Annotated in this window: 19 protein-coding genes and 1 pseudogene; 10 read left to right on the top strand and 10 right to left on the bottom strand. The window is 74.7% G+C overall.

Annotated elements, in window-relative coordinates:
* Positions 1-8: 8 nt before the first annotated feature.
* From O2V61_RS19135 to O2V61_RS19110, 6 genes are read left to right on the top strand one after another with little or no spacing between them, the layout of a single operon-like run.
* Positions 9-1,091, top strand: coding sequence for an MSMEG_0568 family radical SAM protein (locus tag O2V61_RS19135; protein WP_269184858.1), 1,083 nt, complete (start codon positions 9-11; stop codon positions 1,089-1,091).
* Positions 1,088-2,545 carry an MSMEG_0567/sll0787 family protein gene (locus O2V61_RS19130; RefSeq protein WP_269184857.1) on the top strand — a complete coding sequence of 486 codons (1,458 nt, stop codon included), beginning with the start codon at positions 1,088-1,090 and terminating at the stop codon, positions 2,543-2,545. Before O2V61_RS19135 ends, O2V61_RS19130 begins: the two co-directional genes overlap by 4 nt.
* Positions 2,542-3,396, top strand: coding sequence for a carbon-nitrogen hydrolase family protein (locus O2V61_RS19125; protein ID WP_269184856.1), 855 nt, complete (start codon positions 2,542-2,544; stop codon positions 3,394-3,396). Before O2V61_RS19130 ends, O2V61_RS19125 begins: the two co-directional genes overlap by 4 nt.
* Before the next feature lie 3 nt (positions 3,397-3,399).
* Positions 3,400-4,731, top strand: coding sequence for an MSMEG_0569 family flavin-dependent oxidoreductase (locus O2V61_RS19120; RefSeq protein ID WP_269184855.1), 1,332 nt, complete (start codon positions 3,400-3,402; stop codon positions 4,729-4,731).
* 16 nt (positions 4,732-4,747) lie between these two features.
* The gene (locus tag O2V61_RS19115) at positions 4,748-5,563 is read left to right on the top strand and encodes a carbon-nitrogen hydrolase family protein (protein WP_269184854.1); all 816 of its coding nucleotides are present in this window, start codon (positions 4,748-4,750) and stop codon (positions 5,561-5,563) included.
* The gene (locus O2V61_RS19110; RefSeq protein WP_269184853.1) at positions 5,560-6,645 is read left to right on the top strand and encodes an MSMEG_0565 family glycosyltransferase; all 1,086 of its coding nucleotides are present in this window, start codon (positions 5,560-5,562) and stop codon (positions 6,643-6,645) included. Before O2V61_RS19115 ends, O2V61_RS19110 begins: the two co-directional genes overlap by 4 nt.
* Before the next feature lie 67 nt (positions 6,646-6,712).
* Here the strand turns inward: O2V61_RS19110 and O2V61_RS19105 are convergent, their stop codons facing one another.
* Positions 6,713-8,935 (bottom strand): diguanylate cyclase domain-containing protein, encoded by a 2,223-nt coding sequence (locus O2V61_RS19105; protein WP_269184852.1) that lies wholly within the window; start codon positions 8,933-8,935, stop codon positions 6,713-6,715.
* Between the two features lie 233 nt (positions 8,936-9,168).
* Between O2V61_RS19105 and O2V61_RS19100 the strand changes: the two genes are divergently transcribed.
* Positions 9,169-10,386: a 3-deoxy-7-phosphoheptulonate synthase gene (locus O2V61_RS19100; protein ID WP_269184851.1), complete on the top strand. Its 1,218-nt coding sequence runs from the start codon at positions 9,169-9,171 to the stop codon at positions 10,384-10,386.
* 12 nt (positions 10,387-10,398) lie between these two features.
* Here the strand turns inward: O2V61_RS19100 and O2V61_RS19095 are convergent, their stop codons facing one another.
* Positions 10,399-10,677, bottom strand: a complete 279-nt coding sequence (locus O2V61_RS19095; protein ID WP_269184850.1) for a hypothetical protein — start codon at positions 10,675-10,677, stop codon at positions 10,399-10,401.
* Positions 10,678-11,017: 340 nt separating this feature from the next.
* Between O2V61_RS19095 and O2V61_RS19090 the strand changes: the two genes are divergently transcribed.
* Entirely contained in the window at positions 11,018-13,387 is a 2,370-nt protein-coding gene (locus O2V61_RS19090) for an excinuclease ABC subunit UvrA (RefSeq protein WP_269184849.1), read from the top strand.
* 11 nt (positions 13,388-13,398) lie between these two features.
* Here the strand turns inward: O2V61_RS19090 and O2V61_RS19085 are convergent, their stop codons facing one another.
* The 7 genes from O2V61_RS19085 to O2V61_RS19055 all read right to left on the bottom strand — a co-directional run bounded on the left by O2V61_RS19085 (position 13,399) and on the right by O2V61_RS19055 (position 21,681).
* The gene (locus O2V61_RS19085) at positions 13,399-14,091 is read right to left on the bottom strand and encodes an IclR family transcriptional regulator (protein ID WP_269184848.1); all 693 of its coding nucleotides are present in this window, start codon (positions 14,089-14,091) and stop codon (positions 13,399-13,401) included.
* A gap of 72 nt (positions 14,092-14,163) precedes the next feature.
* The gene (locus tag O2V61_RS19080; RefSeq protein ID WP_269184847.1) at positions 14,164-15,612 is read right to left on the bottom strand and encodes an aldehyde dehydrogenase family protein; all 1,449 of its coding nucleotides are present in this window, start codon (positions 15,610-15,612) and stop codon (positions 14,164-14,166) included.
* 49 nt (positions 15,613-15,661) lie between these two features.
* Positions 15,662-16,858, bottom strand: coding sequence for a fumarylacetoacetase (fahA, locus tag O2V61_RS19075; RefSeq protein WP_269184846.1), 1,197 nt, complete (start codon positions 16,856-16,858; stop codon positions 15,662-15,664).
* Positions 16,855-18,075: a homogentisate 1,2-dioxygenase gene (locus O2V61_RS19070; RefSeq protein WP_269184845.1), complete on the bottom strand. Its 1,221-nt coding sequence runs from the start codon at positions 18,073-18,075 to the stop codon at positions 16,855-16,857. Before O2V61_RS19070 ends, fahA begins: the two co-directional genes overlap by 4 nt.
* A 72-nt stretch (positions 18,076-18,147) precedes the next feature.
* Positions 18,148-19,749 (bottom strand): FAD-dependent monooxygenase, encoded by a 1,602-nt coding sequence (locus tag O2V61_RS19065; RefSeq protein WP_269184844.1) that lies wholly within the window; start codon positions 19,747-19,749, stop codon positions 18,148-18,150.
* 7 nt (positions 19,750-19,756) lie between these two features.
* The gene (locus O2V61_RS19060; protein WP_269184843.1) at positions 19,757-20,719 is read right to left on the bottom strand and encodes an MBL fold metallo-hydrolase; all 963 of its coding nucleotides are present in this window, start codon (positions 20,717-20,719) and stop codon (positions 19,757-19,759) included.
* Positions 20,720-20,772: 53 nt separating this feature from the next.
* A complete protein-coding gene (locus tag O2V61_RS19055) occupies positions 20,773-21,681 on the bottom strand; it encodes a hypothetical protein (protein ID WP_269184842.1) in 909 nt (302 codons plus the stop codon).
* A 382-nt stretch (positions 21,682-22,063) separates the two neighbouring features.
* On the opposite strand from O2V61_RS19055, the gene O2V61_RS19050 reads away from it, so the two are divergent.
* Complete coding sequence (locus tag O2V61_RS19050; RefSeq protein WP_331254236.1) at positions 22,064-23,230, top strand: RNA polymerase sigma factor; 1,167 nt, start codon at positions 22,064-22,066, stop codon at positions 23,228-23,230.
* A gap of 88 nt (positions 23,231-23,318) precedes the next feature.
* Here O2V61_RS19050 and O2V61_RS19045 read toward each other — a convergent pair whose 3' ends face one another.
* On the bottom strand, positions 23,319-24,077 hold the full coding sequence (locus tag O2V61_RS19045; RefSeq protein WP_269184841.1) for an IclR family transcriptional regulator: 759 nt from the start codon (positions 24,075-24,077) through the stop codon (positions 23,319-23,321).
* 147 nt (positions 24,078-24,224) lie between these two features.
* Between O2V61_RS19045 and O2V61_RS19040 the strand changes: the two are divergent.
* Positions 24,225-25,157: pseudogene (locus O2V61_RS19040) on the top strand (PDR/VanB family oxidoreductase); the annotation flags it as partial.
* Between the last annotated feature and the right edge of the window lie 15 nt (positions 25,158-25,172).

Raw genomic sequence — 25,172 nt, 5'->3', positions numbered from 1 at the left:
GCCCGGCCGTGAACCGGACTCCGACGGTCGGGCGCAGCACCTCGACCCGGGTGGACGTCGCGATCCTCGGGGTCCGGGTCGACGCCCCGGTCTCCCGGCGGGCCGGGGCGGGCCCCAGCGACGACGGGCACGTGCTGCTCGGCGGACACGGGGCCGCCCTGCCGCTGAACCCCGACTCGCCCTACTCGATCAGCGGCGGTCGGCTGCTGCTCGACGGCGCCGACCTGGGCCTCGAGGCGGAGACGATCGCGCGGCCGCGCTTCTACGACCTGCGCACCGCCGACGGCGTCCCCTACGAGCAGCTCGCCCGGCTGCACGGCCGGGACGTGCTGGCCACCACCGTCGTGCAGACCTGCATCCGCTACGACGAGGCCGACCGGTGCCGGTTCTGCGCCATCGAGGCCTCGCTGACCGCCGGTGCGACCACGGCGGTGAAGACCCCGGCGCAGCTGGCCGAGGTCGCCGAGGCGGCGGTGCGGCTGGACGGCGTCCGGCAGATGGTCATGACCACCGGGACGACGAACGGCCGGGACCGCGGCGCCCGGCACCTCGCCCGCTGCGTCCGCGCGGTCACCGCCGCCGTGCCGGGGCTGCCCGTCCAGGTGCAGTGCGAGCCGCCGAGCCCGGAGGACCTGGGGGTGCTGGGCGATCTCCGGCAGGCCGGGGCCACCGCGATCGGCATCCACGTGGAGTCGCTGGACGACGCCGTCCGGGCCCGCTGGATGCCGGGCAAGGCCACCGTGCCGATGAGCCAGTACGACGCCGCGTGGGACGAGGCGGTGCGGGTGTTCGGCCGGAACCGGGTCTCCACCTACCTGCTGGTCGGGCTGGGGGAGGACCCGGACGAGCTGGTCGACGGCGCGCTCCGGCTCGCCGAGCGGGGCGTCTACCCCTTCGTCGTCCCCTACCGCCCGCTGGCCGGCACCCTCGCCGTGGCCGACGGCGTGGGAGCGCCGGACCCGGCGGTGCTGCAGGACGTGACCGAGCGGGTCGCCGCCGGCCTCCGCGCGCTGGACATGCGCGGCGCCGACCAGGGCGCCGGCTGCGCAGCCTGCGGTGCGTGCAGCGCCCTCCAGGCGGCCGGCGCGTGAGGGCAGGACGCATCGGGGAGGAGACGGCCGTCTCGGCCCGGGACGAGCGGGCGAGCCTGGACCGGAACGTGCTGCTGGTCGACTTCCGGACGCCGCCGACGCCCCCCGGCTGGCAGGTCGAGGAGGCCGACGCCGCCGGGGTGGCCGGCCACCGGGACCTGCGCCGTCGCGCCTTCGTCGAGGACCAGGGGCTGTTCGCCGGCAGTGACGTCGACGGCGTCGACGACGACCCGCGCACCGTCGTCCTCGTCGCCCGCGCGGCGACCGGCGAGGTGCTCGGTGGGGTCCGGCTCGGCCCGGCCGACCCGGGCACCGCGGACGTCGGGTGGTGGACCGGCTCCCGGCTGGTGACCGTCCCGGGTGCACCGCCGGGGCTCGGCCCGGCCCTGGTGACCGCCGCCTGCGCCCGGGCGGAGGCCGCCGGCGTGCTGCGCTTCGACGCCACCGTGCAGGACCGCTACGCCCGGCTGTTCGCCCGGCTCGGCTGGCAGCCGACCGGGGTCACCGAGATCGCCGGGCGCGGGCACACCGCGATGACCTGGCCGATCGGCCGGATCGCGGCGCTGGCCCGGGCCACCAAGTCCCCGCTCGGCGGTCTGCTGGCCGGGTTCTCCCTGGGGGGTGCCGGCTGGGTCGGGGACGACGGCGCCCCGGTGCCCGGCACCGACGTCATCGCCGCGTGCGACGCGATCCTGCCGTCGATGGTCGAGCGCGACCCCGAGTGGGCCGGCTGGTGCGGCGTCCTGGTCAACGTCAACGACCTGTCCGCGATGGGCGCTGCACCACTGGGGCTGCTCGACGCGGTCGGTGCCCGGGACGCCTCCTTCGCCGCCCGGGTGCTCGCCGGGCTGCGGGAGGCCAGCCGGGCGTGGGCCGTGCCGGTCCTCGGCGGCCACACCCAGCTGGGTGTCCCGGCGGCGTTGAGCGTGACCGCGCTGGGCCGCACCGACCGGCCGGTCCCCGCCGGCGGTGGCCGCCCCGGCCACGTCGTGTCGCTGACCGCCGACCTGGCGGGGAGCTGGCGGCGGGGGCACACCGGCCGGCAGTGGGACTCCACCAGCGCCCGGACGACGGCGGAGCTGCATCTGATGGGCTCCTTCGTCGCCCGGACCGCCCCGGCCGCCGCCAAGGACGTGAGCATGGCCGGCCTGGTCGGCACCCTGGGCATGCTCGCGGAGGCCAGCGGCTGCGGCGCCGTGCTGGACGTCGCCGCCGTCCCGCGCCCGGACGGGACGACCGTCGGGGACTGGTTCAGCTGCTTCCCCGGCACCGCCTTCCTCACCACCGACGTCCCGGGTCGCCCGGCCGCCGAGGCCGGTCCCGCCACCACCGCCGGTTGCGGGGAGCTCGTGCCGGGCTCCGGCGTCCGGCTGCGCTGGCCCGACGGCTCCCTCACCACTGCCCTCCCCGGTGCCGTCACCGGCCTGGGCCCGTCCACAGGAGGACACCCGTGACCCGCACCTTCGCCGCGGCCGCCGCACCGTTCGGCCGCGACCTCGACACCTCCTTCGCGCTGATCGGGGACCTGGTGGCGCAGGCCCGCGCCCGGGGCGCCTCGCTGCTGGCGCTCCCGGAGGCCGCGCTCGGCGGCTACCTCGCCGACCTCGGTGAGCACGGGGTCGAGCAGGTGCCGCCGCAGCACGCCCTGCCACCCGCGCTGGACGTCGACGGCCCGGAGGTCGCCCGGCTGGCCCGGCTGGCCGGCGACATGGTGGTGACCGCGGGCTTCTGCGAGTCCGACGGCGCCCAGCGCTACAACACCGCGGTCGCCGTCACCGGGGACGGCGTGCTGGGCGTGCACCGCAAGGTCCACCAGCCGCTGGGGGAGGACAACGCCTACGCCGCGGGCGACGGGTTCCGCGCCTTCGACTCACCGATCGGTCGGCTGGGCATGCTCATCTGCTACGACAAGGCGTTCCCCGAGGCGGCCCGCACGCTGGCGATGGACGGCGCCGAGGTGATCGTCTGCATGTCCGCCTGGCCCGGTTCGCGCACCGCCGCCGCCGCCGACCTCGCCGAGGACCGGTGGACCCGCCGGTTCGACCTGTTCGACCAGGCCCGCGCGCTGGAGAACCAGGTGGTGTGGGTGTCGGCCAACCAGGCCGGCACGTTCGGTGCGCTGCGCTTCGTGTGCAGCGCCAAGATCGTCGGCCCGGGCGGGGACGTGCTGGCCACGACCGGGGTGGCACCGGGCCTGGCCGTCGCCGACGTCGACGTCCGGGGCCTGCTCGACGGAGCCCGGCGGTCGATGGCGCACCTGCGCGACCGGCGTCCCGACGCCTACGGCGTGCCGGCGGGGGTCTGAGCCGTGACCCTCACCGATGCAGTCGCCTCGCCGAGCCGTGCCCTGCCCGCCCACGTGCCGGTCGCCGTCGTCGGCGGCGGGCAGGCCGGGCTCTCCCTGTCCTGGCACCTGGTCCAGCGCGGCATCGAGCACGTCGTGCTCGAGCGGGACACGATCGCGCACGAGTGGGCGGACGCCCGCTGGGACACCTTCTGCCTGGTCACCCCGAACTGGCAGTGCCAGCTGCCCGGCTGGCCCTACCGCGGCGACGACCCCGACGGCTTCATGGTCAGGGAGGAGGTCGTCGCCTTCGTCCGCGACTACGCCGCCTCCTTCTCCCCGCCGGTGCACGAGGGCGTCGCCGTCACCCGGCTCGCGCCGGCGGCCGAGGGCGGCTACACGCTCGGCACCAGCGCCGGTGAGCTCACCGCCGACCAGGTCGTGCTGGCGGTGGGTGGCTACCACGTCCCGGTCGTCCCGCCCTACGCCGCGGCGCTGCCCCCGCACGTCGTCCAGCTCCACTCCCAGCAGTACCGCAGCCCGAGCCGGCTGCCGGACGGCGACGTGCTGGTGGTGGGGACCGGGCAGTCCGGCGCCCAGATCGCCGAGGACCTGCACCTGGCCGGCCGGCGGGTGCACCTGGCGGTGGGCAGCGCCCCGCGGATCGCCCGCCGCTACCGGGGCCGGGACATGGTCGACTGGCTGCACGACATGGGCCACTACGACCTCCCCGTCGAGCGGCACCGGGACGGCGAGGCGGCCCGGATGGGCACCAACCACTACGTCACCGGCCGGGACGGCGGGCGCGACATCGACCTGCGGCAGTTCGCCCGGGAGGGCATGCAGCTCTACGGCCCGCTCACCGGCGTCCGGGACGGCGAGCTCACCTTCGCCCCCCAGCTGGCCGCCCACCTCGACCGGGCCGACCGGGTCGACGACAACGCCAAGGACCTGGTCGACGCGCACATCGAGCGCGCCGGCCTCGACGCCCCGACGGAGCCCCGCTACACGCCGGTGTGGGCACCGGAGACCGAACCCGCCTCCCTGGCCGCCGACCGGATCGCCGCGGTGGTCTGGGCGATCGGCTTCCGCGCCGACTGGAGCTGGGTGCGGGTGCCGGTGTTCGACGGCGCCGGCTACCCCACGCACGTCCGTGGCGTCACCGCCGCCCCCGGGCTGTACGTGCTGGGCCTGCCCTGGCTGCACACCTGGGGCTCGGGTCGGTTCGCCGGGATCGCCCGGGACGCCGAGTTCCTCGCCGACCGGGTCACCGAGCTGGCGGCGAGCGGGGCGGCCACCGGGCTGGACCGCACGCTCGCGCTGGCCGCCGCCTCGTCGGCCGCGCGGATGGCGTGACCGCCCCGGGTGCGGCGTGAGGGTGGCCGCCGTCGCCGCGCACTTCGGCCGGGACCTGGCGCAGTGCCTGACCAGGATCGGGTCGATCATCGAGGCCGCGCGGTCCCGGGAGGTCGACGTCCTGGTCTTCCCCGACGCCACCATCGGCGGCTACCTGGGCACCTTCGCCGACGCCGACCGCACCGGGCTGCCCCCGGCGCTGCCGGCCGACGACCCGGAGCTGGCCCGGCTCGCGGCGACGGCCGGGAACATGGTCGTCTGCCTGGGCTACCGGGAGGCGGACGGCGAGGGCCACTACAACTCCGCGGTCTGCCTCACCGGCGACGGCGTGCTGGGCAGGCACCGCAAGGTGCACCAGCCGGTCGGGGAGGGCCGCGCCTACCGGGCCGGGAGCTCCTTCGCCGCCTTCGACACCCCGGTGGGCCGGATGGGCATGCTCATCGACTACGACAAGACCTTCCCGGAGGCCGCGCGCACCCTGGCCGGCGACGGGGCGCAGCTGGTCGCCTGCCTGTCCGCATGGCCGGCCAGCCTGACCAACCGGGCCCCGCGGCTGGTGCAGGACCGGCAGTCCCGGCTCTTCGACCTCTACGACTGCGCCCGGGCCGCGGAGAACCAGGTGGTCTGGGTGTCGGCCAACCAGACCGGGTCGATGGGCCGGCTGCGCTTCCTCGGCCAGGCCAAGGTGGTCGGCCCGGGCGGTGACGTGCTGGCCCGCACCTGGGCCAAGGCGGGCCTGGCGGTGGCCGACCTGGACGTCGGCACCGAGGTCGGTCGGGCCCGTGCGGTGCTGTCCCACCTGACCGAGCGCCGCCCGGAGGCCTACCGGTGAGGGTCGCGCTGCTCACCTACTCGACGAAGCCGCGCGGCGGGGTGGTGCACACGCTGGCGCTGGCCGAGGCGCTGGCCCGGGCCGGGGAGGAGGTGACCGTGTGGTCGCTCGGCCGCGGCGGCGACGCCGCGTTCTTCCGGCACGTCGACCCCGCGGTGACCCTGCGGCTGGTGCCGTTCCCCGACGTCGCCGGGGAGGATGTCGGCGCCCGCATCCTGCGGTCGATCGAGGTGCTGGGCACCGCCTTCCGGGACGAGTCCTACGACGTGGTGCACGCCCAGGACTGCATCAGCGCCAACGCCGTCCCGGGCTGCGTGCGCACCGTGCACCACCTGGACACCTTCACCACCCCGGCGCTGGCCGCTTGCCACGAGCGGGCCGTCGTGCAGCCCCGGGCGCTGGTGTGCGTCTCCGCCGCGGTCGCCGCCGAGGTTGCCACCGGCTGGGGAAGGGTGCCGACGGTGATCCCGAACGGCGTCGACGCGGCCCGGTTCGCCGCGGCGGCCGGGCCGGCGGGCGAGGCCGGCCGGCAGGGCTGGCGGGACCGGCTGGGCCGCTACGTGCTCGCCGTCGGCGGCATCGAGCCGCGCAAGGGGACCCTGGACCTGGTCGAGGCGATGGCCGCCGTCCGGGCCCGGCGACCGGACCTGTCCCTGGTGGTCGCCGGCGGGGAGACGTTGTTCGACTACCGGGACTACCGCGCCCGCGTCGAGGAGCGTGCCGCGGAGCTGGGCGTGCACCCGGTCGTGCTGGGCGCGGTCCCCGACCCGGAGCTGCCCGCCCTGGTCGCCGCCGCCGACGTCTTCGCCTTCCCCTCCACCAAGGAGGGGTTCGGGCTGGCCGCGATGGAGGCGCTGGCCGCGGGCGTCCCCGTGGTGACGCGGGACCTCCCGGTGCTGCGGGAGGTGTTCGGCGACGCCGCGGCCTTCGCCGGGGACGCAGGGGAGCTCGCCGTCGCCCTGCTCGGCGCCGCCGAACGACCCGACGCCACCCGGCGGGCCGCCGGACGGGTGCTGGCCGCCCGGCACACCTGGGACGCGGCCGCGGCGGCGCACCAGGTGCTCTACCGCTCGCTCGGCTGACGGCCGGGCCTGGTCCCCGTCCCGGCGGCGCAGTCCCGAGCCCGCACCCACCTCGGCGGCGCGGTCCTCAGTCCTGGCGGTGCGCCGGTCCGCGCTTGGTCCGGTACATGGCGGCGTCCGCGCAGGCGAGGAGCGAGGCCGTTTCGTCGGCGTCGGCGGGGAAGACCGCGGCGCCGGAGCTGGCGCCGATCCGCAGGACCGTCCCGGGCAGCTGGAGCGGGGTGGCGAGGGCGGCCCGCAGGTGCTCCTGGACCCGCCGGACCAGCTCCGCCGCGGTGGGGCGGCCGGCGTCGTCCGGCTGTGCCCCGCCGGGGAGCCCGGCGAGGACGACCAGGAACTCGTCGCCGCCCAGCCGGCCCAGCAGGTCGCCGGCGCGGACGGCCGAGCGCATGCGACCGGCCGCCCCGACGAGTGCGGCATCGCCGACGGCGTGGCCGAAGCGGTCGTTGACCGCCTTGAAGTCGTCGAGGTCCAGCAGCACCACCGCCACGCTGCCGCCGCTGCGGCGGGCCCGGCGCAGCTCCAGGTCCAGGTGCTCCAGGACGTGCGCCCGGTTGGGGAGCCCGGTGAGCTCGTCGTGGTGGGCCAGGTACGCCGTCCGGCGCTCCCGGTCGACCCGGGCGGTCACGTCGAACTGGCTGCCGATCAGGTGCGTGACCTCGCCGTGGCCGTCCCGGACGGCGCTGATGTGCATCTCGTTCCAGAACGCCGATCCGTCCCGCCGGTAGTTCAGCAGGACCGCGTCGACGTCCCGGCCGGCGACCAGTCGCCGTCCGATCGGGTGCACCTGGTTCTGGTCGGTGTCCTGCCCCTGGAGGAAGCGGCAGTTGCGGCCGAGCACCTCCGCCTCCCGGTAGCCGGTCAGCCGCAGGAACGCGGCGTTCGCGTAGACCAGGGGCTGGTCGGGGCGGCGGGCGTCGGCGATGACGATGCCGTTGCTCGCGACCGAGACGGCTCGCAGCATCAGGTCCGGCAGCTCGGCCTCGGTGACCCGCAGGACGGGGTCGCCGGCGGCCGGGGCGGGCCGGGGCAACGGGGCCGTCCCGGTGATCGCCGGCCGGGTCTTCTCCAAGAGCAGCCCGGCCGCCTCGAGCACCCGCGGCCGGTCGTAGGTGAGCACGTAGTCCAGCCGGCGATCGGCGGCACCCGGCGCGGTCCGGTCCCCGCGACCGCCCTCCGGGACCTCGCGCGCGGCGAGCGCGGCCGCGAAGTGCGGGCTGACCACCGTCACGACCCACTCGTCCGTCAGCGGGTCGTCCGCGTCCAGCGCGGTGCCGACCACGCCCGGCGCGGGCTCGTCGGGCATCCCCGCCCCGGTCACCGCGGTCAGGGCGGTGAGCCGGCCGAGCGTCTCGTACCGACGGCGGGTGCGCGCGCTCATCAGCTCGGCGTGCTGGAAGTTCGCGAGGACGACGGTCTGCTCGTCCAGCAGCAACGCCTGGCGCTCGACCTGGCGGGTCATCGAGGCCAGCAGCGGGATCCCGGCCCGCTGCGGGGCCGAGGCCGCGGCGAGGACGGCGAAGGGGGTCACCGGACCGGGGACCCCGGCACCGTGCGCAGCGGGGACCGGCCGCAGGGGCAGGGCGCGCATGCCGGTCCTCGGCAGCTCCCCGGGACGACCGAACATCCAGCCCTGCCCGAGGCGCGCGCCCATCGCCAGGGCCCGGTCCAGGTGTTCCTCGGTCTCGATCCCCTCGGCCAGGACGAGTGCCCCGGAGCGCTCGGCGTCGGCGCGCACGGCGTTGACCACCGCGGCCGCCTGCAGGCTGGTGTGGCCGCGCACCAACGCCAGGTCCAGCTTGATCACGTCCGGCCGCAGGAACGACACCAGCGCCAGCCCGGCCGGCTCGGCACCCACGTCGTCCAGCGCCACCCGCCAGCCGATCGCGCGGGCGCCCCGCACGCCGCGGACGAGATCGGCGGGGCGCTCCAGGAGGTCCCGCTCGGTGACCTCCAGGACCACCTGCACCCCGGCCGGGGTCAGCTCGGCGAGCTCGGCCAGGTCGGCGGGGGACAGGGTGGACAGCGTCGCCGGCTCGATGTTCACGAACAGCGTCGTCGGCTGGGCCACGGTCGCCACGCCGCGCAGGGCGGCGTGCAGGCAGGTGGTGTCCAGCGCGGTGGTCGTCCCGGCTGCGGCGGCGGCCGCGAACAGCTCGGTCGGCGACTCCGGCGACCCGGCCCCGCCCCGGGACAGCGCCTCCACCGCCACCAGTGCACCGTCGGACAGGTCGACGATCGGCTGGAACAGCGACCGCACGGCGGGCCCGTCGCACGCCCGTGGGGTCATGGGGCGAGCCTTCCACGCCGGACGGGTCGGCGCGGGCCCCGGGCCCGTGCCGTTCCGGCTGCGCTCCCGGGCGAGTGCAGGAACCCCGGTCCGGGGTTCCCGCTGGTCGGCCCCGGCACCCCGAGAGGAGGCCGGCGTCCCCCGCTCCGGGATGCTGTGCCCGTCAGTCCCGCCGGGTGCGGGCGCGGCCCCGCCCGGGGTGCTGGCTGATCGGAACGACGGAGGAGACCCCCATGCCGGCTGGCCAGCTGCTGGACGAGGCCACGCGGATCGCCGAGGCGCTGCTGGACGTCCAGACCCGGGTGAACGCCCAGATCGACGCCGCGCTGACCGAGCTGCTGCCCGGGGTGCAGCAGCGACTCGGTGCCGCGCCGGCGCCGGACGTCGACGTGAGCGACCTGGGGAACGCCCGGATCACCGGCCTGAGCGTCGTCGTCACCCCGGCCGCGGTGGCGACCGTCGTCCCGCTGTCGGCGGAGTCGGCCGCCACGACCCGGGACGCGCGTCGGGTCACGGCCGCCATCGTCGGCGGCGCCGACGACCGGCTGGCCGTCATCGCCGGCCCCTGCTCGATCCACGACCCGGCCGCCGCCCTGGAGTACGCCGCCTTCCTCGCCCGGATGCGCGCGCGGCACGGCGCGGACCTGGAGATCCTGATGCGGACCTACACCGAGAAGCCGCGGACCGAGGTGGACTGGAAGGGGTTCGCCTACGACCCGTTCCTGGACGGCTCCAGCCGGATCAGCGTCGGCCTCGTCGCCACCCGGATGCTGATGGGCGCGATCACCGCGCTGGGGGTCCCGGTTGCCGCCGAGCCGCTGAACGCGCTCACCCCGCAGTACGTCGACGGGCTGGTCACCTACAACGGCGTCGGGGCCCGCAACGTCACCGACCAGACCGCCCGGGAGCGGGTGTCCGGCTTCTCCTCCGTCGTCGGCTTCAAGAACTCCCCGGAGGGCAGCATCGACGTGGCGATCCAGGCCGTGCTCACCGCGCGGGCGCCGCACGAGTTCCTGGGCGTCGACCACCACGGCGTGAGCGCCCAGCTGTCCACCAGTGGCAACGACACCGGCCACGTCATCCTGCGCGGCGCCAAGGACGGCCCCAACTACTCGGCCACGCACATCGCCGCCACCAAGCGGGCGCTGGCTGCCCGCGGCCTGCCGGAGGTCCTGGTCGTCGACGCCTCGCACGGCAACAGCCAGAAGGACCACCGCCGTCAGGTCGAGGTCGTGCACGACCTGGCCGGGCAGGTCTCCGGCGGCGAGCAGGCGATCCGCGGGGTGATGATCGAGAGCAACCTGGTGGCGGGACGGCAGGACCTGGACCAGCGGCACCCCGAGCGCCTGGAGCACGGCAAGAGCGTCACCGACGCCTGCGTCGACCTCAGCACCACCGAGGAGCTGCTGGCGGAGCTGGCCGAGGCCTCCCGGGTGCGGCGCGGGGCCTGACCGGCAGCGGGGTCAGGCGGTCGACGCGAGCCGCCCGGCCAGGCTGACGTCGACCGTCAGCACGCAGGGGAGCCGGTGCAGGCGGGCGGCCACCAGGTCGACCTCCCCGGGGGTGGCGATGAGGTCGACGTCGATCGTCCAGCGGTCGGTGCCGGCCTCCTCGGCCGACAGCCGGGTGAAGGCGTGGTGGCGCCCGGTCAGCATGGTGAGGACGCGCTGCAGGCCGAGTGCGTCGGTGACGACGACGCGCACCTTGGCCTCGTCGTGGGCGGAGCTGTGGCGGGGGGACATGGGGAGCCTCCGGGCCGGGTGGCCCTGGTCAGCGGGGGAGCGACCTCGATGGACGTGCCCACGGACCCGCCGGTGCGAGGGTCAGTCGCCGACGGGCCCGCACGGAATCCGCTGCCCAGCCACAGCCGCACCGTAGCCCCGGTGGTCGCCGCGGGACAAGGGGCCCGACCGGTCAGGAACGGAGGAGCGCAGGCGGTGGGGACGTGACTGGCGTGAGGGCCCGGGGAGCACCGCCGGCCGGGCGCGAGCTCCCCACTGCACGCCGATCTGCGGCACGCTGACCCCGCCGTCGCACCAGGAAGCCGCATCCGTGAGCACCGGACCCGCCCCGAGGAGACACGTGAGCACCGCACCGGAGCACGCTGCCGACACCCACGACCTGATCCGGGTGCTCGGCGCGCGGGTGAACAACCTCAAGGACGTCAGCGTCGAGATCCCGAAGCGCCGGCTGACGGTGTTCACCGGCGTCTCCGGCTCGGGCAAGAGCTCGCTGGTGTTCGACACGATCGCCGCGGAGTCCCAGCGGCTGATCAACGAGACCTACAGCGCCTTCGTGCAGGGCTTCATGCCGTCGCTGGCCCGGCCGGAGGTCGACCTGCTGGAGGGGCTGACGACGGCGATCCTGGTCGACCAGGAGCGGATGGGCGCCAACCCCCGCTCCACCGTCGGTACGGCCACCGACGCCAACGCGATGCTGCGGATCCTCTTCAGCCGGCTCGGCACGCCGTACATCGGGCCGCCCACGGCGTTCTCGTTCAACGTCCCGACCCGCAGGGCGAGCGGGGTGATGAGCACGGAGAAGTCCGGCGGCCGGGTCGAGAAGGCCGTGGTGAAGGACGCCGTCTACCTGGGCGGCATGTGCCCGCGCTGCGAGGGCATGGGCTCGGTCTCCGACTTCGACCTCACGGCGCTGTACGACGCGGGCAAGTCGCTGGCCGAGGGCGCGCTGACCGTCCCCGGCTACAGCATGGACGGCTGGTACGGGCGGATCTTCGCCGGCGCCGGCTTCGACATGGACAAGCCGATCAAGCGGTTCACGAAGAAGGAGCTGCACGACCTCCTGTACAAGGAGCCGACGAAGATCAAGGTCGAGGGCATCAACCTCACCTACGAGGGCGTCATCCCGAAGATCCAGAAGTCCATGCTGTCCAAGGACGTCGAGGCGATGCAGCCGCACGTCCGCGCCTTCGTGGAGCGCGTGATCACCTTCCAGACCTGCCCGGAGTGCGACGGGACGCGCCTGACCCCGGAGGCCCGGTCCTCGATGATCGAGGGCAGGAACATCGCCGACCTCTGCGCGATGCAGATCAGCGACCTCGCCGCCTGGGTCCGCGAACTCGACGACGCATCGGTCGCCCCGCTGCTCACCGGGCTGCGGCACCTCCTCGACTCGTTCACCGGAATCGGGCTGGGCTACCTCTCCCTCGACCGGCCGGCCGGGACGCTGTCCGGCGGTGAGGCGCAGCGGACGAAGATGATCCGCCACCTGGGGTCCGCGCTCACCGACGTCACCTACGTCTTCGACGAGCCGACCATCGGCCTGCACCCGCACGACATCGAGCGGATGAACGACCTGCTCCTGCAGCTCCGCGACAAGGGCAACACCGTGCTCGTCGTCGAGCACAAGCCCGAGACGATCGCGATCGCCGACCACGTCGTCGACCTGGGCCCCGGTGCCGGGACCGGCGGCGGGGAGGTGGTGTTCGAGGGCACCGTCGACGGGCTGCGGACCAGCGGCACGCTGACCGGCCGGCACCTCGACGAGCGCGTCGGTCTCAAGCCCGCGGTGCGCGCCTCCGCCGGGGCCCTCGAGGTGCGCGGCGCGGACGCCCACAACCTGCAGGGCGTCGACGTCGACATCCCGCTCGGCGTGCTGGTGGTGCTCACCGGCGTGGCCGGGTCGGGGAAGAGCTCGCTGGTCCACGGCTCCGTCGCGGACCGGGACGGCGTGGTGGTCGTCGACCAGGGTGCGATCCGCGGCTCCCGGCGGAGCAACCCCGCGACGTACACCGGCCTGCTCGACCCCATCCGCAAGGCCTTCGCCAAGGCCAACGGGGTGAAGCCGGCGCTCTTCAGCTCCAACTCCGAGGGTGCCTGCCCGACGTGCAACGGCGCCGGCGTCATCTACACCGAGCTCGGCGTCATGGCCACCGTGGAGTCCCCCTGCGAGGAGTGCGAGGGGAAGCGGTTCCAGGCCTCGGTCCTGGAGCACACGCTCGGCGGCCGCGACATCGCCGAGGTGCTCGCCATGTCGGTGACCGAGGCCGAGCAGTTCTTCGGCGACGGCGAGGCGCGCACCCCGACCGCCCACACGATCCTGGACCGGCTGGCCGACGTCGGGCTCGGCTACCTCACGCTCGGCCAGCCGCTCACCACGCTGTCCGGCGGCGAGCGGCAGCGGCTCAAGCTGGCCACCCGGATGGCCGAGAAGGGGGGCGTCTACGTCCTCGACGAGCCGACCACCGGCCTGCACCTCGCCGACGTGGAGAACCTCCTCGGGCTGCTCGACCGGCTCGTCGACTCCGGCAAGTCGGTCATCGTGATCGAGCACCACCAGGCGGTGATGGCGCACGCCGACTGGATCATCGACCTCGGCCCCGGCGCGGGGCACGACGGCGGCCGGATCGTCTTCGAGGGCACCCCGGCCGACCTCGTCGCCGGCCGCGCCACCGTCACCGGGGAGCACCTCGCGGCCTACGTCGGCGGCTGACCGCTGGGGGCTCAGCGCAGGACGGCGGCGACCTTCCCGGCGGCGGCGGCCACGGACCGGCCGATCTGCTCGACGTCGGTGTTCTCGTCCACGAAGACCACGGCGAGCGCCGCGCGGGCCCCGCCGTCGGGGCCGAGGACCGGCGCGGCGATCGACCGGATGCCGGGGATCACCTCACCGTGCGAGCTGGCCCAGCCGGCGCGTCGCGCCTCCTGGAGCGTCGCCCGGTCGCCGGCTGCCGGTGGCTCCGGCATCAGCAGGGCCAGCCCCGGGGCGCCGCGGCCGACCGGGTGCCGGGTGCCGGGCCGGTAGGTGACGTGCGCCCGGGTGTCCTGGGGCTCGACGCTGGTCACCGTCACGGCCTCGTCGCCGGCCCGCACCACCAGGAACGCCGTCATGCCCAGCTCGGTGGACAGCTGGTTGAGCCGGGGGAGCGCAGCGGCGTTGAGGTCCGTGCGCACCCCGCGGGCCAGCGCGGCGATCCCGAGCCCCAGGCCGTAGTGGCCCAGCGGGTCGCGTTCGACGAGCTGGTGGTCCTCCAGGGTGCGCAGCAGCCGGTAGGTGATCGACCGGTGCAGGTCCAGGGCGCGGCCGATCTCGGTCACCGGCTGCGGGGTGCCCGCACTGGCCAGGTGCTCGAGGACCCGGATGCCGCGGTCCAGCGTCTGCGACTGCGGAGCACCCCCGCTGTCGTTCGCTGGCATCGCCGTCCCCCTGTGGTCGCCGTCCGCTGTGAGCGTGGTGGTCCACCCTAGGCCGCGGGCACCGCCGCGGCCTCAGCCGTTGATCACCTGGGGGACCGCCACGGCCTTGAGACCCTCGGCGCCGAACTCGAGTCCGTACCCGGACCTCTTGTGGCCGCCGAAGGGGATCATCGGGTGCACGCCGCCGTGCGCGTTGATCCAGACGGTCCCGGCCTCCAGGCGGGCGGCGACGGCGCGGGCCGCGTCCCGGTCGTTGCTCCAGACCGAGGCGCCCAGGCCGACGTCGAGCCGGTTGGCCATGGCGACGGCGTCCTCGAGGTCGTCGTAGCGCACGATCGGCAGCGCCGGCCCGAACTGCTCCTCGGCGACCAGCGGGTTCTCATCGTCGATGTCGGCGACCAGGGTGGTCGGGTAGAAGTGGCCGGGGGCGTCGGCGTCGGGGTCACCACCGGTCAGGATCGTGGCGCCGGAGTCGCGGGCGGCGTCGACCAGCCGGGTCACGATGTCGTACTGGGCCCGGTTCTGCAGCGGGCCGAGCACGTTCTGCTCGTCCAGGCCCCGGCCCATCGGCATCGCCTTCGCCACCTCGACCAGGGCCGCGCAGACCTGGTCGTAGACGTCGGTGTGCACGTACAGCCGCTTGAGCGCCGCGCAGGTCTGGCCGGTGTTGATGAAGGCGCCCCAGAACAGGCCCTCCGCGATCGCCTTCGGGTCGACGTCGGGCAGCACGATCCCGGCGTCGTTGCCGCCCAGCTCGAGGGTCAGCCGCTTCACGGTGTCCGCCGAGCTCTTGATGATCGCCTGGCCGGTGGCGGTGGAGCCGGTGAACATCACCTTGTCCACGTCCGGGTGGCCGGACAGCCGCGCACCGACGTCACCCTCGCCGGCCACGCCGGTGAGGACGTCGGCGGGGAGGACGCCGTTGAGGACCTCCAGCAGCGCCAGCACGCTCAGCGGGGTGTGCTCGGAGGGCTTGACCACCACGGTGTTGCCCATCCGGAGGGCGGGGGCGACCTGCCAGATCGTGATCATCATCGGCCAGTTCCACGGCCCGATGGCGCCGACGACGCCGACCGGGCGGTAGTGCAGCTCGGCGTGGGTGTCCCCGTCGTCGACGACGGTCTCCACGGGCAGCTCGGTGGCGGCGGTGGCCCGCAGCCACGCCGAGCAGGCACCGACCTCGAACCGGGCGTTCGGGCCGTTGAGCGGCTTGCCCTGCTCGCGGGACAGCAGCTCGGCCAGCGGCTCGGCCGCGGCGTCGATCGCGTCGGCAGCGCGCAGCAGCAGGTCGATGCGCTCGGAGTCGGCGCGGGCCGCCCAGGCCGGCTGGGCGGCGCGGGCGGTGGCCACGGCGCGGTCCACGTCCTCGGTGGAGCCGAAGGCGACCCGGCCGACGACCTCGCCGGTGGCCGGGTCGAGGACCTCGCGGCCGTCGGGGTCGGTGACGGCGGCCAGCAGGCGCTCGTACGTCGGGGTGTCCGCGTCGGTGTCGACGGGCGTGGCAACGGTGGGAGTGGTCATCGTCGGCCTCTCGGGTTGGGTGGTGCAGTGCGGGCAGGGGACGGTGTGGTCAGCGGGCCGGTTCGACCCGGCCGGTGACCTCGCCGAAGGCGATGCGGGTGCCGTCGGGGCCGGGCGCGGTGGCGGTGATGACCACCTCGTCGCCGTCCTCGAGGAAGGTGCGGGTGGAGCCGTCGGCCAGGGTCAGCGGCTCCTTGCCGCCCCAGGACAGCTCGATGAACGAGCCGCGCTGGTCCGCGCGGGGGCCGGACACCGTGCCGGAGGCGAACAGGTCGCCGGTGCGCAGCGACGCCCCGTTGACGGTCATGTGCGCCAGCTGCTGCGCCGGGGTCCAGTACATGAGGTCGAACGGCGGCCGGCTGAGCACCTCGCCGTTGAGCCGCACCTCCAGGCTGATGTCCAGCCCCCAGCGCTCGCCGTCGTCCCGCAGGTAGGGCAGCGGCTGCGGGTCGCGGGTCGGCGGGTCGACGCGGGCCGCCTCCAGGGCGGCCAGCGGCACGACCCAGGGGGAGATCGAGGTGAGGAAGGACTTGCCGAGGAACGGGCCCAGCGGCACGTACTCCCAGGCCTGCAGGTCGCGGGAGGACCAGTCGTTGACCAGGCAGACCCCGAACACGTGGTCGGCGAACCGGCCGACCGGCACCGCGGTGCCGAGCTCCGAGCCCGCGCCCACCACGAACCCGACCTCGGCCTCGATGTCCAGCCGCTGGGAGGGCCCGAAGGTCGGTGCGTCGTCGGCCGGGGCCTTGCGCTGACCGCAGGGCCGGACGACGGGGGTGCCGGAGACGGCCACCGTGCCGGCCCGGCCGTGGTAGCCGATGGGCAGGTGCTTCCAGTTCGGGGTGAGCGCCGCGGAGTCCGGGCGGAACATCGCCCCGAGGTTCTCCGCGTGGTGCTGGGAGCTGTAGAAGTCGACGTAGTCGGCGACCTCGATCGGCAGGTGCATCCGCACGTCGGCCCGCGGCAGGAGGTGCGGCTCCACGTCCCCGCGGTGCGCGGGGTCGGTGAGCCAGTCGACGAGCTGGGCGCGCAGCGCCGCCCAGGCCGCCGGCCCCTGCGCCAGGAAGGCGTTGAGCGTGCCGGTGGCGTGCACGTCGTCGCCGGTGGCCGCGGCGAGGTCCAGCACCTGGTCGCCGATCGCGACACCTGTCCGGGGTGCCGCGCCCGCGGTGGAGAAGACGCCGAGGGGCAGGTTGCCCAGCCCGTAGCCGGTGTCCGCGGGGAGCTCGAGCCAGCTGCCCGTCACGCCGAGGGCCCGCGGCCGGACCAGGACCAGGCGTACTTCCCGTCGTCGGAGGCGACGCCGGCCTCGCCGAGGTCCAGCGGCCGGAAGGTGTCGACCATGACGGCGGTCTCGTCGAAGTACTCCGCACCCAGCGAGCGCTCGACCGCGCCCGGCTGCGGGCCGTGGCTGTGCCCACCGGGGTGCACGGAGATCGAGCCCTTGCCGATCCCGGAGCCCTTGCGGGCCTCGTAGTCGCCGTCGACGTAGAACATGATCTCGTCGGAGTCGACGTTGGAGTGGTAGTAGGGCACCGGCACCGCGAGCGGGTGGTAGTCGACCTTGCGGGGCACGAAGTTGCAGATCACGAAGTTGGCGCCCTCGAAGACCTGGTGCACCGGCGGCGGCTGGTGCACCCGGCCGGTGATCGGCTCGTAGTCGGCGATGTTGAAGGCGTACGGGTAGAGGCAGCCGTCCCAGCCCACCACGTCGAAGGGGTGCTCCGGGGTCACGTGCACCGTGCCGGCCAGCCCGCCGGGGCCGTTGCCGCGGTGCTTGACGTAGACCTCGACGTCGGTGCCCTCGGCCACCAGCGGCTCGGTGGGGCCGCGGAGGTCGCGCTCGCAGAACGGCGCGTGCTCCAGGAACTGCCCGTACTTGGAGAGGTAGCGCTTGGGTGGGGCGATGTGGCTGTTGGCCTCGATGGCGTAGGTGCGCAGCGGGTCTGTGCCGGATGCCGACGTGCCGGTGGGGACCCAGCGGTGGGTGACGGTGCGCGGGATGACCACGTAGTCGCCCTGACCGACCTCCAGCGCGCCGAAGGAGGTCTCCAGGACCGCCGACCCGCGCTCCACGTAGACGCACTCGTCACCGGTGGCGTTGCGGTAGTACGGGCTGGTCAGCGAGCTGACGGCGTAGGAGATCCGGACGTCGGCGTTGCCCAGCACCAGCCGGCGCCCGGTCACCGCGTCGGTCGCCTTGTGCTCCTCGCCGGGGAACAGGTCGTGCAGCTTCAGGTGCCGGGGCACCAGCGGGGCGTTGGGGGTCAGCGTCTGGTCGGGCAGCTCCCACGGCCGGGCGTCGACCAGCGCCGACGGGATGCCGGAGTGGTAGAGCAGCGAGGAGTCCGAGGAGAACCCCTCCTCGCCGACGAGCTCCTCGGAGTACAGGCCGCCGTCGGGCCGACGGTGCTGGGTGTGCCGCTTGGGCGGGACGCTGCCCACCTGTCGGTAGAACGCCATCGTGGTTCCTCCTGGGTGCGCCCCCGAGGGCAGAAATGGCCATTTCTGCCCTCGGGGAGGGCTGGGGTCGGGTCAGGCAGGGACGGGGGAGAGGGCGGGGCGGGCGAGCAGCCGGGCCACCGCGGGGGCGACGTCGGCGGGTCGGGTGAGGACGGCGGCGACGTGGGCGTCGGGCCGGAGCACCCAGGTCTCGTCGGGGCGGACGCCCAGCGCCTCGCGCAGGGTGGAGTCGGGGTCCAGGTCGCTCACCCGGTGCACCGCGACCGGCAGGTCACCGGGGAGCACGTCGGGCAGGGCGGCGTCGTCCCCGACGAGGACGGTCACCCCGGCCCGGGCCAGCTGCCGGAGCCGGACGAGGTCCGGCCGGCCGGGGACGGTGACCGGGGCGTCGGGTGCCAGCACCCCCGGCGCAGGCACCGGGACGTCGCCGCGCGCCGGCCGGCCGGGGAACGGGCGCCGGTCGTCGGGGGTGGTGAGCGGGGAGTCGACGTACCAGAACGGCTCCGCCAGGCGGCCGGAGTCGACCTCGGCCCGGGCCGCGGGATCGGTGGTGGCCCGCTCGAGCACCGTGAGCCGGTGTTCGGCCTCCGCCGGGGTGCCCGGCACCAGGAACCGCATGGTGGCCCCGGTGACGTCCAGGTTCTCCACGGCCGCGGCGTGGCGCTCGTCGTGGTAGCTGTCCAGCAGGCTCTCCGGCGCCCAGCCGCGCAGCACGAAGGCGAGCTTCCAGGCGGCGTTCTCGGCGTCCAGGACCCCGGAGTTCAGGCCGCGGGCGCCGAAGGGGGAGACCAGGTGGGCGGCGTCCCCGGCCACGAGCACGCGCCCGACCCGCATCCGGTCCACGACCCGGGAGTGGAACCGGTAGACCGACTTCCAGACGATCTCGTAGGGCCGGTCGCCGATGACCTGACGGATCCGCCGGTCCAGCCCGCCGGAGGCCTCCTCGGTGGCCAGGTCGAACTCCGGCGGCACCTGCCAGTCGATCCGGAAGGTGGAGTCCGGGCAGGGGTGGATGAGCACCTGGCGGCCGGGGTTCCACTCCGGGTCGAAGTAGAAGCGCCGCTCGGTCTCCCAGCCGGGCAGGTCGGTGCGGATGTCGCAGATCAGGAACTGGTCGCCGAAGGTCTGCCCCTCGAAGGTCAGCCCCAGGGCCGAGCGGACGACGTCGGCGCGCGGGCCGGCGCAGGCGACCGCGTGGCTGCCGGTGACGGTCGACCCGTCGGCGCAGGAGACGGACACCCCGGCGTCGTCCTGCGCGATGCCGGTGACCTCGTGGTCCCAGCGCACCTCGATCAGCGGCTGGGCGGCGATCGCTGCGTCGAGCAGCTCCTCGGTGAGGGTCTGCGAGACGTTGACGAACGGCGGGAACGGGGACCGCCCGCGGTCGACGAACTCGAAGCTGAACAGCTCGTGGTCGCGGTGGAAGGTCCGGGCGGTGGTCCAGGTGACGCCGCGGCGGGCGAGCTCCGTCCCGACGCCGACGGAGTCCCAGACGTCGAGGACGTCGCGCTGCTGGCAGATCGCCTTGCTGCCGACCAGGTCACGTTCGGGGCGGCCGTCGAGCACGACGACCGACAGGCCCCAGCGGGCGAGCAGCAGGGCCGTGGTCTGGCCGACCGGGCCGCACCCGATGACGACGACCGGCGCCGTCCCGGGGTTCTCGGGGATGGTCATCTCCGGATCAGCCCTGCAGCTCGTCCCACACCTGGCGGTCGCGCTCGGCGGTCCAGATGACCGGGCGCTCGATGCCGCTGAACTCGTCCCACAGGCGCTGCACGTCGAAGGGCAGGCAGTGCTCGAAGATCGGCCAGTGCCCGAACTTGGGCGCCAGGGCCGCGTGGGTGGCCTCGAACGCCTCCTTGAGCGTCCCGCCGGCGCGGTGCGCGGTGCCGACCGTCTCGTGCATGGTGGTGAGGAAGGCGCGGGTCTGCTCGACAGCGGCGTCCACCTCGTCACGGCCGCGGGCGATGGCCCCCCGGCCGCCGATGAGCTGCTCGGCGCCGAGGGCCTTGATCCGGTCGAGGGTGCCGGTGGCCCAGTCGAAGTGGAACGCGTCGCCGGTGTAGAGCGCGGCCTGGGACTCCACGAGGTCGCCGGCGAAGAGCACCTTCGTCTTCGGCAGCCAGGCCACGATGTCGCCCTCGGTGTGCCCGCGGCCCAGGTGCTCCAGCACCAGTTCGCCGCGGTCGCCACCCAGCTCGATGGTGAGCTTGTCGCGGAACGTCATCGTCGGCCAGGTGAGCCCGGGGATGGACTCGGGCTCCTCGAACAGCCGCGGCATCCGGCCGTACTCGCTCTCCCAGTCCTGCTGGCCGCGCTCGGCGATCAGCCCCTTGGTCTGCTCGGAGCTGACGATGACCTCGGCGTCGAACGCGCTGGCGCCGAGCACCCGGACGGCGTGGTAGTGGCTGAGCACCAGGTAGCGGACCGGCTTGTCGGTGTGCTCGCGCAGCTTGGCCAGCCAGCGGCGGGCGGCGACCGGGGTGGCCAGCGCCTCGAAGCAGACGAGGAAGTCCTCGCCCTCGATGGCGCCGAGGTTCGGGTCGCCCTCGGCGGTGAGCGCGTACACGCCGTCGGCGAGCACCTCGAGGGTCTGCTCCTTGACGCCGAGGTCTGCGGATGAGGCGAAGGGCTTCGCGGCCATGAGAGCTCCCGTGCACGGTGGATGCTCGCTCGTATATCGAGCGATGCGTTCTCTTACCGGCTCAGCGTAGAGGCCCTGTGGCATGGGACACAACCTCTGGGTGGCCTCGGGCTGTTCGCCCCCGCGCAGGCGTGGCTCGGCTGGGCGCCGACCGAACGGGTGATGCGGCAGGCGAAGGACGGCGCCGGCCATGGCGGTCGGTGCCCCCGTGGCCGGGCGGCGGACCGTCCCCTCGCTCGGCGCCGTCTGCCTGGGGGTGGTCGTGCTGGGTGTGCTCGCGGCCGTGGTCGTCCTGGGGGTGTCCCGCCGCAGGTGCCGCGCCGTCCACGAGCCGCTGCGCAGGCGGGGGACCTCGCCGCCGTCCGCTCGGCCGGAGCCGCCATCGCCGCGCTCGGCGGCCCTGGCCTGCTGGTGGCGCTGCTGGCGTTGACCCTCGTCCTGATCCGCCGATCCGGGGCGGACTGCTCGGCGGCCGACTCCTCGACGATCGTGGCCAGCAGGAAGGGCTGGTCCTCCCACTCCTCGTACTGCGCGTCCTCCAGGTCGATCCCGAGCTGGGTCTCGATCTCGGCGAGGTCGAACTCGTTGGCGGCGGTGGCGGCCACGGTGACCAGCAGGCCGGGCTCGAGCCCCGGCACCTCGTCGGGGACCACGACCAGGAGCGGTTCGACGGAGGAGTCGTCGGGGCCGACGATGCTGAAGGAGTGGGGGCCGAGCACGTCCTCGACCTGGGCGCTCACGGTCACCTCGGTGCCGGCGTACACGTCGACGTCCGCGCGGAACTCCTCGTCGTACTCACCGGTGTAGGGATCGGTGAGGTCGTCCTCGCCGCGGACGTCGGGGACGTCCGTCCCGCCCACCACGAGCTCCTCCTCGCCGCAACCGGACAGGCCGAGCAGGAGGGCCGTGGCGAGCCCGAGCAGGGACGCGCGGGCGATCGGCTCGCCGCTGGGGGACAGCACGGCGGGACTCCTCGAGGACGGGTGTGTTCGGCGTGCGAGGGCTCCGTGCACCACTTCCCACCGGGCCCGCGTGGGCGGATCGGCCGGCGCCGACCGTCGTGTCGCCCCCGTCGCTGGTGGACGGCGGGGGTCGCCGCGGCCCCGGCTGCACCGGGCGCAGCACACCCGCGGAGCGCCTTCCTCCCTCGGGCGAGGGTTGCTCCCCTCGTGGCGGCGCCTACCATGGCGTTGATCCGTTGGCGGCCCGGGCGACCGACTGCTGAGCCAGGCAGTCGCCCGGGCCGCCGACAGGTGCCGGTGCTGCCCTGCACCTCACCCTCCGGCCTCTCCGCCACCCGTCCCCGGTGTGCGATGCCGACTGGCATCGTCAGGAAAGGCGAACATGAGCATCACCGACATGAAGGACCCGGCCATCAAGGACCAGGCCCCCACCGCCGCCACCGACCAGGCCCCCGCTGCCGACGCCCCGCCGCCCATGACGGCTGCCGACGTGATCACCACGGCCGCGCCGGCCGAGGAGGAGGCGACGGAGGACACCGACGGCGGTGCCGCCGCGGCCGCGTCCGAGTGGGACGACGAAGAGGACACCCTCGCGCTCCGCCAGGCGCGCAAGGACGCCGAGCTGACCGCGTCCACCGACTCCGTCCGCGCGTACCTCAAGCTCATCGGCCGCGTGAAGCTCCTCACCGCCGAGGAGGAGGTCGACCTCGCCCGCCGGATCGAGGCAGGTCTCTACGCCGGCCACAAGCTGCACGAGGCGGTCGAGGGCGGCGGGAAGCTCGCCACCCAGCTGCGGCGTGACCTGACCTGGATCGTCCGGGACGGTGAGCGCGCCAAGGACCACCTGCTGGAGGCCAACCTGCGCCTGGTGGTCTCCCTGGCCAAGCGCTACACCGGTCGCGGGATGGCGTTCCTGGACCTGATCCAGGAGGGCAACCTCGGGCTGATCCGCGCGGTGGAGAAGTTCGACTACACCAAGGGCTTCAAGTTCTCGACCTACGCGACCTGGTGGATCCGGCAGGCGATCACCCGGGCGATGGCCGATCAGGCCCGCACCATCCGCATCCCGGTGCACATGGTCGAGGTCATCAACAAGCTCGGCCGCATGCAGCGGGAGATGCTCCAGGAGCTGGGCCGCGAGCCCACCCCGGAGGAGCTGGCCAAGGAGATGGACATCACCCCGGAGAAGGTGGTGGAGATCCAGCAGTACGCCCGGGAGCCGATCAGCCTGGACCAGACCATCGGTGACGAGGGCGACAGCCAGCTCGGTGACTTCATCGAGGACTCCGAGGCGGTCGTGGCCGTCGACGCGGTCAGCTTCACCCTGATGCAGGACCAGCTGACGTCGGTGCTGCAGACGCTGTCGGAGCGTGAGGCCGGCGTGGTGCGGCTGCGGTTCGGGCTCACCGACGGCCAGCCCCGCACGCTGGACGAGATCGGCCAGGTCTACGGGGTCACCCGGGAGCGGATCCGGCAGATCGAGTCCAAGACGATGTCCAAGCTGCGCCACCCCAGCCGCTCCCAGGTGCTGCGCGACTACCTGGACTAGCAGGACCGGCCCCCGCACGGGGTCCAGCACGCCGCAGCGGCCGGTGACCCGAGAGGTCACCGGCCGCTGGTGTGTCCGGCGCTCGTCGTCAGCTGGGGGCCGGGGTGCGCAGCGCGCGGGTGATGCCGCGCGCCGCGGACAGCAGCAGCGGGACCAGGTCGGCGCCCCGGCCGTCGTTGGGCACGACGACCGACAGGGCGGCCACCACCTCGTTCCGGGCGTCCCGGACCGGGACCGCGACGCCCGTCGCGTCGGGGTGCTGGTGCCCGGCCAGCACCGCGGACTGGGTCCGCCGCACCTCGGCGAGCTGAGCCCGCAGCTGGGCGGGGGTGTGCAGGCCGGCCGGGGTGACCGGCCGCAGTGGGCCGGCCAGGACCCGTTCCTGCACCGGGGGCGGCGCGTGGGCCAGCAGCACCAGGCCGGACGACGAGGTGGCCAGCGGGAGCCGGCCGGCGATCCGCGAGAAGTTGATGACCGAGTCGCGGGCGCTCAGCCGCTCGACGAACAGCACGTCGTCGGCGTCGATGATGCCCAGCTGCGCGTGGTGGCCGACGACCGCGTGCACGTCCTCGAGGATGGGCATCGCCGCGTCCCGCAGTGACACCGTGGGGGAGGCTCGGGCGCCGAGCTCCCAGAGCCGGACCCCGATCCGCACCTGACGCCCCGGGCCGCGTTCCAGCAGCCCGTGGGCGACCAGTTCGGCGACCAGGCGGGACGCCGTGGCGACGTGCAGGCCGCTCCGCCGGGCGATCTCCCCGACGGCCAGCGTGGGTTCCTCGGCGGTGAACGCGTCGAGCACCCGCACCGCGCGGGCGAGCACCGACTCTCCGGTCGGGGTGCGGGCCACCCGGCGAGTGTGACACCGGTCTCTCGTCCATTGAGAAGCGGCTGGGTCGGCGCGTGACCTGTGTCGCACGCTCGTCGCCACGACGACGAGGAGGTCGGTGTGCTCGGAGTGCAGCAACGGCGAGCTGGGCGCGCGGGCGTGGACCGTGCGGTGGTCCGGGTGGCGGAGAAGACACCGGTCGCCGACGGCGTGGTCACCCTCACCCTGGCCGCGCCGGACGGCGGGCGGCTCCCGGACTGGACGCCGGGCGCGCACGTCGACCTGACCCTGGACAACGGCCTGACCCGCCAGTACTCGCTGTGCGGGGACCGCTGGGACGCCCGCTCCTACCGGGTGGGCGTGCTGCTCGAGCCGGCCGGCCGGGGCGGGTCCGCCTACGTGCACCAGCAGTTGGAGCCCGGCCACGTGGTCGGCCTGGGCGGCCCGCGGAACGACTTCCCGCTCGTGCCCGCGGACTCCTACCTGTTCGTGGCCGGGGGCATCGGCATCACCCCGGTCCTGCCGATGGTCGTGCAGGCCGAGCTGCTGCGGCTGGACTGGCGGCTGCTCTACGGCGGCCGCCAGCGCAGCTCGATGGCCTTCCTCGACGAGCTCGCGGCCCACGGTGACCGGGTCCAGGTCCGCCCGCAGGACGAGCACGGTCTGCTGGACCTGACCGGCTTCCTGGGCGAGCCCCGGCCGGGGACCCGGGTCTACGGCTGCGGCCCCGCGCCCCTGCTCACCGCGCTCGAAGGGGCGTGTGCCGGCTGGCCGCCGCGCACGCTGCACACCGAGCGGTTCGTCGCCGCCGAACGAGGCGCGCCCGTGCGCACCACGCCCTTCGAGGTGGAGCTCCACCGGTCCGGGCGGACCGTCACCGTCGCTCCCGGGACCTCGGTGCTGGACGCGATCGCCGGCGCCGGGGTCGAGGTCCTCTCCTCCTGCCGGCAGGGCACCTGCGGCACCTGCGAGACCACCGTGCTCGCCGGGCAGCCCGACCACCGGGACGCACTGCTGGACGACGAGGAGCGGGCCGCGGCCGACTGCATGTACCCGTGCGTCTCCCGCTCGTGCAGCGACCGGCTCGTCCTCGACCTGTGAGCACCGACCCCGCCC

This window comes from Modestobacter sp. VKM Ac-2985, assembly GCF_026967925.1.
Classification (GTDB): Bacteria; Actinomycetota; Actinomycetes; order Mycobacteriales; family Geodermatophilaceae; genus Modestobacter.
Note: the sequence above shows the minus strand (reverse complement) of the source record. Positions and strands in the feature narration are given on the sequence as shown.